This is a genomic window from Mucilaginibacter sp. P4_D1, from assembly GCF_056401935.1.
Window position 1 is genome coordinate 71,705 of sequence record NZ_JBFUIJ010000028.1, and the last position, 11,549, is coordinate 83,253.

An 11,549-nucleotide genomic window follows, 5' to 3' on the forward strand; every position below is an offset into this window, starting at 1 on the left:
CACAATTTATAGCCCAACAGTTCAGTGTTGGCAGTGCCTTGCAAAATATCCTTTTTTACGGGATGTTGGCTTTTTTAGTTTGCCTTATTGTAGCACAGCTGCAAACTAAACATCTGCCAATCCGGCAACGGGCAATTTCCAAGTAAACAAAAAGAAGTTATCTGCCCAGTATTTCCCAGCTTTAAATTTCTTATATAGTGTAAGCTATAAGCAGATTAATTTTAATTTCACCTTTGATCTGTACCGATAATTTCAACTTATGCTTATCAGGCTCGCTACTTTAAATGATATCCCTCTTATAATGGAAATTATTGCGGGGCTTATACCCGAAATGATTGCCTCCGGCAACCTACAATGGGATAGCACTTATCCAAACACTGGCGTTTTTACTGATGACATAGCTGCTGGCCACCTTTGGGTGGCAGAGATAGACGGCCTTATTACTGGGGTTACCGCCATAACAACCAACCAGGAGGCCGAATACGCACAAGTGGGCTGGGACATTACTGAGCTGGCTATTGTTACACACAGACTAGCGGTGAGCCCGAACTATCGCGGCCTTGGCATCGCTGCGGCATTATTGACCCAAGTCGAACTTGAGGCTGCCAGGCGTGGTATAAAAACACTTAGAATTGATACCAACACACATAACAAGGCCACCCAAAAGCTGTTCCCAAAATTGGGATATGTTTTTGCCGGAGAGATTGGCCTGAATTTCAGGCCCGGCCTGCGATTTTATTGTTACGAAAAACGACTTGATTAGAGCGTCAAGCAAATAGCCCGCAATTGTTGCCTGTTTAGAAAAGCGACTTACAAACACTAATAAATATCGCATTTTTAGTTCATAAGCCACTTAATAACATCGATTTACCCAATAGTTATTAACATTCTGCCGATTTATTAACACATACTAAACATTCATATACAATAACCATATATTTATTTCAGCCAATGCCACAGCTAATACTCCAAGCCTGTGCAGACTAAATTATAAACGAAAGAGAAGAAGAATAAAGATGGATCCTGTAATGTCACTTTTAATTAGTGGTATCGTTGCCGCAATTATTTTAGTTATGCTTAACAAGCAACAAAGTAGCAAAGTAAGTAACAACATCTACACAGATGATGTGCAACAGCTTTACCTGCTCACAACTGCCGAATATAAAATTAACGCATTAGAAAACAAGCAGCAACTAAGGCGCGAAAAAATTGAAAGCAAAACAACGACTTCAACTGAAATTGAGCTTGAAATAGCGCAATTAACACAAGCCTTTAATGAGGGTAAAATTCATTTAAACGAATTAAACAGCAAACTCGACACCTTATTGAGTAAATTCAATACAGATGGCGTTGAGCTATCACAAGCTTTTTAAAACTAGCCGTTATTAACCAGAAACTTGCTTAGCGCGGGAATAGCATTGCTTATTTTACTTTTTACTGTTACCTAATAACAACCACGTATCCGGATAATTTTGTGGCCCCGTTTTTAGGATCAATAATGTAGTAATAGGTTCCCGACGGCAACGCGCCGCTATTGTAGTTTCCGTTCCATGGCTTTGTATAATTTACCGATCTGAATACCGAAATTCCATAACGGTTAAATACACTTACGATACATCCCGGATAATTTGCCAGGGCCGGTATGTTCCAGGTATCATTATGACCATCGCCATTGGGCGTAAAGGCATTGGGTATAACTATTGGCGGTATTATACAACCACTTTCTGGCGCAAGGCTTATATTGATGATATTTGATTGTGCAGGTGCGGGAGCAACACACATGCCGTAAGTTGTCATGACGCAATATACCTGGTCGCCATCGGCTAAGGTTTTGGTCGTATAAGTATCTTTATCACTTACGAGCACGCCGTTAACATACCAAACGTAAGTTGGCGCGCCTCCTGATGTTTGATAATTTGAGGGTGTAGGTGTAAAGGTTATTTCTTTTCCAGCGCATACCGGCATCGTTACAGAAGCCGAAATAGTTACGGTGCTTACCTGAACCGGCGTTGTAATAATATCGGCAGTTTCAGATACCGGCGAAGAAACTGGTGTGCATCCATCGTTATTAATTACTATACAGGTTACTTTATCGCCAACCGCCAGTGTACTCGTGGTAAAAACATTCCCCGGATTATTAATCTGCTGCCCGTTCACCATCCATTGATAAGTAGGGTTATTGCCAGCGCCCTGGCTGGTCGCTGTAAATATAAGCTGAAGCCCCACACACGAGGCAATTCCGCCGTTAGGGCTAATGCTCACCGACGGCGGGGCCGGGGCCTGTATGTTTATTACTTTAATAGTGTTTGATTTAGTTTCGTGCGGAGCAAAACATCTTTCATAGGTTGTCATAACGCAATACACAAGGTCACCTTCGATAAGGCTATTTGTGGTATAGGTATCATTATTGCCAACAATGCTCCCATTAACATACCATACATAAGTTGGTACCCCTGCGGCTGTTTGATAGTTTGCCGGCGTTGGGGTAAAAGTAAGTGTACTTGCTGCACATACCGGCATGTTAACCGACGGATTAATAACTACAGTGCTTACCTGCTGAGATGCTGCAATAACAATATTTACCGGTGCTGATACAGGTGAAGCAATTGGATTGCAACCATCATTATTGATAACTATGCAAGTTATCCTATCGCCGTTGGCTAATGTGTTACTATTGTAGGTTTTACCAATATTATTGGGAACCGGCAGACCGTTTAACAACCATTGATAGGTTGGGTTAATCCCTCCATTTACCGCTATAGCTGTGAAAGAAAAATCTGTCCCTGTACATCCGCCAACGTCACCCGCTTTATCTATACTAACCGTTGGCGGTGCATCATCGGGCCTGTAAAACACTTTAAGGGTATTTGACAAAGCCGGCGCATTGCAAAAATTACCGGTGTTGGTAACTGCACATGTAACCAAATCATTGGCCTGCAAACTGCTACTGCTAAATATCGCATTATTGGTACCGACATTTGAGCCGTTAATCTGCCATTGATACACAGGACTCACGCCCGCATTGCCTGCCGCAGCATTAAATATTACTAACTGACCCGGACAAGTAACATTCATCTGCTTAATATCAACAACGGGCGTAACAGGCGGTGTAACCGTAATTTTAAAAGTAACAGGTTTACCAGGACACAAGCCCGATGTTGAATTTGGTGTAATAGTTATAGTTGCTATTATAGGTACACTTGTGGTATTTTGAGCCTTAAAGGATATATCGCCTGTACCTGCGGCAGCAAGCCCAATACGGGTGTCGCTATTTGTCCAGCTGTAAGCATCTGCAGTACCGGTGAAATTTATAGTTAGTGTGGCGCCGCTGCAAATTCCAGGCTGATCAGATACCGGAGCCACTACCGGCAATTTATGCACCTCGCCACTTACCGGCACTAACACATTAGCAGCCCCGGCAGATGATAAAACTACATTACCTGCATAATTACCGGCAACTGCGTTATCATCCAATTTTATATAAATTTTTATTGGATTTACTTTATCACCGCTCAACGCAAGCGAGATTGAATTATTGTAGCCGGCAGTTGGGCTTAACGAAACAAGGAAACTGACTGGTGCTGTAACTTTAATATTATCAGACAAAAAGGTACCTGAAGCCGTAAATTGCTGATATGAGGACGAAGCGCCATTTTCGCAATTACTTATGTTCCCGCTTACCACTGAAGCCGAAATGTTGCCACCCACTTCTGTTACTTTAATATTTACAATAAAACTGCTGCTGCCACCGGTGTTATAAGCTGTAACCACATAATCTGTTGCAGGCCAGGTTACTGTTGGCGTGCCGGTTATGATGCCTGTTGTAGGGTCAAACGTTAAACCATCCGGCAGTACTTTATTAATGGTGTAGCCGGTAACAACCACTTTTCGTACCAGGCTATTACCGTAATCTGTTACATATAAAAAGCCATTTGCATTTACCTGTACGTCATTCGGCCGACTAAAATTTGCTAAAGCCCCCGCCCCGTCGGCAGCCCCGGAACCACCACTACCCGCAAGCGTTGTAACAATTCCCTGCGCATCCATTTTCCTGATCAGGTTATTTGATATATCAGCCACATAAATATTACCGGCAGCGTCAACAGCGACACCGGCAGGAACGTTGAAAGTTGCCGACAACGCCGCTCCGTTATCTGAGCCGGCCCCGCCGCTACCTGCAATAGTGACTACAGCGCCCGCGGGGGTTATTTTTCTTACCCTGTAATTATACGGGTCTGCTACGTATACATTGCCATCGGCATCCACATTTACAGCAGTAGGACTATTAAAAGAAGCCAGGATACCGTCACCATCTGCAAATGTTGGAACCCCGCTACCTGCAAGGGTCGTAACATCGCCGGCCGGTGTAACCTTGCGTATTAAATTGTTTTGTGAGTCGGCCACATACAGGTTATCATCTTTATCAGCAACTACCGAATAAGGGTAAGAAAAACTTGCCGCCCCGGCCGGACCATTATTACTTCCGGACGAGCCACTGCCTGCAAACACAGAAACAGTACCATCTGGCGTAACCTTTTTAATTTGATTACTGGCAGCATCAGCCACAAATATATTTCCATTGCTATCAACAGTAACTCCATTGGGTTGATTGAACCCACTTGCAAATACGGTTACAACTCCATCGGGTGTAATTTTCTTTATCACGTTGTTATCCCTATCGGCAAGGTATAAATTCCCGGACGCATCCTGGGCAAGCCGTGTTGGGCTGTTAAAATAGTCGCCTTTACCGCCACCCGCAAAAGTAGTAACCTGGCCATAAATAGTTGCCGGCACCGGCCCGCCGGTATTCTTAGGGGTCAATACCGGTATAAGTTTATTTACAGTATAAATGTTGGGGGTTGTATAACTAATTTTTGGAGGGGCTACAAGTACCGGCGGCGTAATTGGGGTTTTAACCTCGATGTTTAATGTAAAACTGCTGCTACCGCCCGCATTGTAAGCAGTAACCACATAATCAGTAGCCGGCCATACAACTGTTGGCGTTCCGGTTATGGTGCCTGTTGTGGGGTCAAAAACTAAACCTGCGGGCAAGGATTTATCAATAGTATAGCCGGTAATCAGTATCTTACGCACTTTATGGTTACCAAAATCGCCAACATACAGGTTTCCGTTGTGGTCTGCAGCCACTCCTGTACTGCCGTTAAAAGATGCCTGGTTGCCAATACCATCAATAGCTCCTCCTTGCCCGCTGCCGGCTAAAGTGGTCACCACACCACCCGGAGTTATTTTACGTATCAGGTTGTTTCCAAGTTCGGCAACGTAGACATTATTTGCAGCATCAACAGTCACAGATATTGGAAGGTTAAAAGAAGCCGCTATACCTGTACCATTTTGGGCCCCGGCAGCTCCACTCCCGGCAAGCGTTGAAACCAGCCCCGCAGGTGTTATCTTACGTATAAGGTTATTGTTTTCATCGGCAACATATATATTGCCATTACCATCAATAGCAAGTCCGTTAGGTGCATTAAAGCTGGCAGCCAAACCCAAATCATTAACATTACCGGCAATTCCGCTACCTGCAAACGTACTTACATTGCCATTCCCATCTATTTTCCTGATTACATTATTGCCCAAATCAGCAATATATAGATTGCCCGCAGCATCGGTGACTGTACCTGCAGAATTTTTAAAAGTAGCTGTATGGCGCGGCCCATTATCAAAACCCTGAACACCGCTACCAGCATACGTAGTAGCGTCACCTGCCTGGGTTATTTGGCGTATTAAATTTGAAGCTGCATCTGAAAGAAATATATTACCATCTGCAGTAGTGGATATCCCCAAAGGGACATCAAAGCTTGCAGCCAGGCCATTTCCATCAACAGAAAAGCTATTGCCATTGCCTGCCAGTGTTTTTACAACGCCGGCAGGTGTTATTGTGCGCACATTATGGTTACCTTCATCTGCCACATAAATATTGTTTTGCAAATCGGTGGCAACAGTAAAAGGAAAATACATGGTGGCACCGGTACCTGTGCCATCGGTATTACCTTGTACTCCACTACCGGCAAAAGTGCTTACCTTGCCATAAATGGTAGCCGGAACCGCCCCACCGGTGTTCTTAGGAGTCAATACCGGTATAACTTTATTTACGGTATAAACATTGGGGGTTGAGTAACTAATTTTAGGAGGGGCTACAAGTACCGGTGGCGTAATTTGGGTTTTAACCTCGATGTTTAATGTAAAACTGCTACTGCCACCTGCATTATAAGCTGTAACCTTATAATCGGTAGATGGCCATATAACAGTAGGCGTTCCGGATATTATACCCGTTTTAGGATCAAATACTAAACCGGGCGGAAGCGCTTTATCAATAGTATAGCCCGTAGCAATAACCTTTTTGATAATATTGCCATTGAGTTCAGATACCAGTAAGTTACCCTCATTATCCAAAATAATACCCGCCGGAAGATTAAAATAAACCTGGCTGCCTACCCCGCTATTTGTGCCTTGTGGCCCGCCGCCGGCTATAGTGGTAACAACATTATCCGGAGAGATTCTTCTTATTTTGCCGTTACCCCAATCGGTTACATATAAATTTCCAGATTTATCAATGGTAATACCGGTAGGCGAAGCAAAACTTGCTGCTGAGCCCGTACCATCATTCGCTCCAAATTGCCCGCTGCCTGCTATGGTAGTTACATCACCAAATGGCGTAACTTTTCTAATCACATTGCCTTTTTGCTCGGCTACATAAATATTTCCTGCGGCATCAACAACCATACCGGCTGGCTGGTTAAAACTTGCAGTATTATATTTACCATCAACGGTGGCTGCTGCCCCGCTACCAACAAATGTATACACATAACCAGTGGGAGAAATTTTGCGGATAAGGTTATTCCCATCAGATACATACAAGGTACCGGCGGCATCAATCGCTATTGCATTTGGGTTAATAATACTGGCAGCCGTACCTTGTCCATCCAACGGCGTACCAATCAATAAGCCGCCTGCAAATACGGTAATTGTGCCATCAGGTACAATTTTTAATATATTGTGGTTATTATAATTGGCTACAAACAGGTTACCCGCAGCGTCCCTCACCACCCCATGTGGCAGGTTAAATTTTGGTGAAGCAAAATTGGGCCCGCCCGGAATGCCATCCGGGGCAAGTGTTGATACCAGGCCGGCAGGTGTTATCATTCGAATGCGGTAGTTATCGGCATCGGCCAGGTAAATATTGCCCGCGGCGTCAATCGTCATCCCATACGGCTCCGTAAATTGCGCCTGGTTTGTATTACCATTCTGTGAACCGTGTAAACCAGTGCCCGCAAACACGTCTGTCTGGCCGTAAACCGTCGCCGGCACCGCGCCGCCAGAATTAGCTGGAGTTAAAGCAGGTATGCCTGTGCCAACTTTATAAACATTTGGTGTTGTATAGGTAATTACCGGCGCTTGCCCAAAAACAGTTAAAGCCGCCAGCCAAAGCAGAAAGGATACCCCGATTTTTATAGATGTGCGCACTTGCTTAGGTTAAATTACGAAACCAACCAATGCACGTTTTATTTACTTCAGAAATTGGAGAAAAAACAGACGCAGGTTTGGGCATATCAATCGTTAATTATAGGCATTATAACACCCTATAACTATACACTAAATTATGCATTTATTTCGGAAATACTAATAACCAGCGTAATCATTTAAAATTGAAGAAAAGCAGGAAATAAGCCAATAAAAAAGCCGGACTTAGCCCGGCTTATATTTTAAAAAAGAATAAATTTTAAAGCTCTTAGTTGCGTCTGAAACCGCCTTTACCACCGCCAGTGTTGCCACCACCGTTAAAACCAGGACCCTTATCTTCGGCTATGTTAACCGTAATCCTGCGTCCATAATAACTTGCGCCATTCATACACCTTATCGCTTCCTTCGCTTCGTTATCGTTCACCATCTCTACAAACCCAAAACCCTTACTCTCTTTTGTTTCGCGATCTTTAATGATCCTGAGGGACTTAACCGGTCCAAAATCACCAAAAACTGCTGTTAATTCGGCCTCATCTACTTCTAAAGGAAGCCCTGCAATAAATACTTTCATCAATGTCTTTAAAATTTGCATAAAGGTACAAAAAATAAGGGGAATTTTAGCTGTCGCCTTTGTAAATAGCTTAGTTGCAACGGCTTTTTTACCTTTAAATTACGCAAACAATACTGGCTTACAATATAAATAACTGCTGTTAAACGGAATGATAATTATTTCAGTTGGAGCTCAAAACTACCTTCTACACGATAAAATGGGGAGTTTTCTTTATCGTCTTTAGCTAAAAAGGTAAAGAATGTACCTTTTGCTATCATATTATCTTTGTTGTATTTATCTATTGTTATTTTGCCCGCGTCATCCTTGCCAACAAATTTGGTCAGTGTGTATTGCAACAGTGGCTTTTTCTCGTCAACTGTAAATAAAAACTGGCTACCGGCAACCTTGCTGTTAACACTGGCCGAGGCAAGGCCTTCCGAGCTTATACCAAAACTCATGGTATGAGCCTTGTTGATGGCGGTAATGCCAAAATACTTGTTGTCGCCATTATGCACGTTAATGAAGGCTATTGAATCTGTGGCAGCATCAAAACTATAGGTAGAATCTTCGATAGTTATTTTTAACACCCCTTTGCCTGCTAAAAAGTTACCGGGGGTATTAATAATACCTAAGGCAGTACTATCAGCTGCAGTTGCCGGCTTAGTGGTCTCCATATCCTTAACATTCTCATCTTTCTGGCAGGATGAAACCACCACCGAAATGAGCAAGGCATATATCGCAAACCATTTAGTAAACCGGATACCGTTCATAGGCTAATTGATGGTTAAAGCTAACAATAAAAATTCTAAAATTTTATCAATACAAATTAATTCAGTAAATATTTAACTTTTTTTAACGCCCTTATGATAAATAAACAACGTTACCATATTATTGTTCAGGATATTATTAAAAATATCACCTGTTAGTCAAAAATATAATTAATTAACAAGGCTCCCGAAAGAGGGCATGCACGCCGTATCCGGATACCTGTTACCAGCCTAAAAAACTTCGCCCACGTTGATGAACAATCCCCTGGAGCCCTGCCGGCCAAAGCCATAGTCAATGGCGATGTTTGTTTTTGATACTTTATTAAGCTTAATACGCAGGCCCGGCCCGTAGCCCGGCTGTATAGCCTGCAAACCACTGCCCGGTGCTGCCGAAAACGACTGGCCATTTACAAACATTACCCCGCCCAACAAACCATTGCGGGTAATTTTAAAGCGATACTCGCCCTCAAGATACATCATCTGGGCACCGCGAAAGCGCCCCTGGATATAGCCACGGCCGGTTGTGAAGTTTTGATCATTAGCAGTTGAAGGCAAATCAAGGTAAGCAGGGCGCCCGTTAAGTATAAGCCAGTTGTATGACCATATGGCAAAAACGTTATCTGAGTTGCCTGGCAAATGATAGTACTTCCTGATATCAATAATAAGCGAACGCCAGGGCGTTGTGCTGCCTAAAAATGTAAAGTTATCCCGGTAAGTTATTGCTGTATAAAAACCACGTGCCGGGTTTATAGAGTTATCGCGGCTATCAAACAATGCATTAACAGTCAGGCCGGTTGATATAGCACGTTTTATGGGGCCGTATTTTTCATAATCGGACACTCCTCCGTTTAGCTGCCCTTTTTCCTGCATATTCCAGCGGTCGTCAAAAATATAGCCCAGGCCGGCAAAAAAGTTCCCGCCAACATTTCGTAACACCGTTTCATTAATCCTGAAAAAAGAGTAATCGAGCGGGTTTTCATTAGCCATATTAGAGTGACTGCCGAGGCCAAAGGTACTTTGCGGATATTTAAAATACCTCAAATCGCTGATGATATTAAATTGATTGTCCTCCGTCCAGATGCTGGCCAGCATCGGGATGATAATTTGTTTTTTTTCGGTATAGGCCGGATTTACAGTTATTGTAGATATACGGGCCTTTAAAGCCGTGCGGAAAGCGATATTACCGGATATGGTAGCCGCCAGTGATGTTTGCAAAGTGTACCCAAAAGCCGGTAAAATGGAAATAACCGGCTTTGTGCCGATAGAATCGACCTTTGCATTTTTATCAGCCTTAACAAAAACCGAGCTTATAACATCAATAATGTCCTTTTCATTGGCGGTATCGGCGGGGGCGGCAACAATAGTATCCTTAAGTTTGGAGTGGCCAAGTGGTATATACTTTTTATCCTGCGCGTGTAATACCGTGCAACAGAACAACAGGACAATGAGTGCAAAGCTAAAAGTGAATATTTTTTTGCCAGGCATTATTATTGGCATTTTAAAGTTCGGTAAAATTGCAAGTATAGCATAATTATGTTACTTACAACTGCCTATTGCGCCTTTAACCTCGGATCGAAGGTAAATTTATTTACGCTGCGAATTTTAATTTTTTCGAAATCCGGATGGGCCGGGTTAAGCAGGTAGTTATATTCCAGGTCGATAATTGCCGATGGTACTTTTAATATCGCGGTTTCCATTTTATGCAGCCACTCATCGCCCAACTGTTGGGTAATGGGATAATTGATCACCTTAGCCCATTGCCGGTTGAGTTTGTTAAGTTGCCTGATCGTAATTTCGGTGATAGCCAACTTATCCGGAACCTCAATAATGATCACCGAAAAATCGCCGCTCTGTAACGACGTACCAACCGAATGGGCAAGTTTCTCCAAACAGGAAAGCGCCAGCGATCCGCCGGTGTAAATTACATACTGCCCCAACGAGTTCCATCGCCCGTCGATCCCCGAGCCTTTACGGTCATGAGCATATTTAGTTTGGCTTATGCGATAGGTGAGCAAGTTTAATTATTGAATTACTGAATTATTGATTTACTGAATTATGATTTATTGATTTATTGATTTAGTCGAATTATCTAAATTTGAGGCAACCGTTCACAATCAATAATTCATTCATTCAATAATTCAATAATTAATTAAGCAAGTACCCCGTAATCAATACGAATAAGCTGGGTTATTACAATGTTTATGCCGGTGATGGTATCAAGCAAATCAAAGGGAACAGCATCAATACCTGGGTTATAATGTTTTAACCAGCTTTTAAATTCATCAAGCGTACCAAAGGTATCAAGGCCTTTATTAAAAAGTTCAAAAAGCTGGATAATGTGCTCGCTTAAGCCCTGGTTTAAATCCCTTGAACCCTGGATGTGTTTACGCAGGGTTGGCTCGGTAATATCAAGCCATTTAGCAACATCAATTTGCGTAGCCCCGGTAACACGAATTAAATCGGTAATGGCAGCAGATTGTAACCCCTGTTTTATAGCGCCAAGCTTAGCCAGGGGCGATTTAAAATAAGTTTCATAAGGCACAAATAAATCATGTAACATAAATGCCGATGCATCATGTTCAGGAATTACATACGGCTTTGAAGGTGCCTGCTCGCCCGTTGTTGTGGGATATTGCCCTTTTACTGACTTCATATACAAATGTAATTATTTTCTTTTTAAAAAGAAAATAATTTGGTTCTCATTGGTTCATTAGTTCATTGGTTCATTGGTTCATTGGTTCATTGGTTCATTG

General features: G+C 42.7%; 8 protein-coding genes. 2 read left to right on the top strand and 6 right to left on the bottom strand.

From position 1 onward, the window contains the following. The first annotated feature begins 301 nt into the window (after nt 1-301). A complete protein-coding gene (locus AC1DV1_RS20905) occupies nt 302-763 on the top strand; it encodes a GNAT family N-acetyltransferase (RefSeq protein ID WP_477362865.1) in 462 nt (153 codons plus the stop codon). A 253-nt stretch (nt 764-1,016) separates the two neighbouring features. Further along, the gene (locus tag AC1DV1_RS20910; RefSeq protein ID WP_477362868.1) at nt 1,017-1,373 is read left to right on the top strand and encodes a hypothetical protein; all 357 of its coding nucleotides are present in this window, start codon (nt 1,017-1,019) and stop codon (nt 1,371-1,373) included. Between the two features lie 67 nt (nt 1,374-1,440). Here AC1DV1_RS20910 and AC1DV1_RS20915 read toward each other — a convergent pair whose 3' ends face one another. From AC1DV1_RS20915 to AC1DV1_RS20940, 6 genes are all read right to left on the bottom strand, one after another. Further along, nucleotides 1,441-7,482 carry an NHL domain-containing protein gene (locus AC1DV1_RS20915; protein ID WP_477362871.1) on the bottom strand — a complete coding sequence of 2,014 codons (6,042 nt, stop codon included), beginning with the start codon at nt 7,480-7,482 and terminating at the stop codon, nt 1,441-1,443. 265 nt (nt 7,483-7,747) lie between these two features. After that, a complete protein-coding gene (locus tag AC1DV1_RS20920; RefSeq protein WP_090651108.1) occupies nt 7,748-8,050 on the bottom strand; it encodes an RNA recognition motif domain-containing protein in 303 nt (100 codons plus the stop codon). A 155-nt stretch (nt 8,051-8,205) separates the two neighbouring features. After that, nucleotides 8,206-8,799 (bottom strand): hypothetical protein, encoded by a 594-nt coding sequence (locus AC1DV1_RS20925; RefSeq protein WP_477362874.1) that lies wholly within the window; start codon nt 8,797-8,799, stop codon nt 8,206-8,208. A gap of 228 nt (nt 8,800-9,027) precedes the next feature. Further along, the gene (locus AC1DV1_RS20930) at nt 9,028-10,281 is read right to left on the bottom strand and encodes a BamA/TamA family outer membrane protein (RefSeq protein WP_477362877.1); all 1,254 of its coding nucleotides are present in this window, start codon (nt 10,279-10,281) and stop codon (nt 9,028-9,030) included. A 65-nt stretch (nt 10,282-10,346) separates the two neighbouring features. Further along, a complete protein-coding gene (locus AC1DV1_RS20935) occupies nt 10,347-10,811 on the bottom strand; it encodes an RES family NAD+ phosphorylase (RefSeq protein ID WP_477362880.1) in 465 nt (154 codons plus the stop codon). 134 nt (nt 10,812-10,945) lie between these two features. Further along, complete coding sequence (locus tag AC1DV1_RS20940) at nt 10,946-11,449, bottom strand: antitoxin Xre/MbcA/ParS toxin-binding domain-containing protein (protein ID WP_477362883.1); 504 nt, start codon at nt 11,447-11,449, stop codon at nt 10,946-10,948. Nucleotides 11,450-11,549 lie beyond the last annotated feature (100 nt).

Excerpts from the sequence above, each read along its gene's own strand:
- AC1DV1_RS20905 (WP_477362865.1), top strand. The coding sequence starts at position 302 with ATGGAAATTATTGCGGGGCTTATACCCGAAATGATTGCCTCCGGCAAC.
- AC1DV1_RS20910 (WP_477362868.1), top strand. The coding sequence starts at position 1,017 with ATGGATCCTGTAATGTCACTTTTAATTAGTGGTATCGTTGCCGCAATT.
- AC1DV1_RS20920 (WP_090651108.1), bottom strand. The coding sequence starts at position 8,050 with ATGAAAGTATTTATTGCAGGGCTTCCTTTAGAAGTAGATGAGGCCGAA.
- AC1DV1_RS20925 (WP_477362874.1), bottom strand. The coding sequence starts at position 8,799 with ATGAACGGTATCCGGTTTACTAAATGGTTTGCGATATATGCCTTGCTC.
- AC1DV1_RS20930 (WP_477362877.1), bottom strand. The coding sequence starts at position 10,281 with ATGCCTGGCAAAAAAATATTCACTTTTAGCTTTGCACTCATTGTCCTG.
- AC1DV1_RS20940 (WP_477362883.1), bottom strand. The coding sequence starts at position 11,449 with ATGAAGTCAGTAAAAGGGCAATATCCCACAACAACGGGCGAGCAGGCA.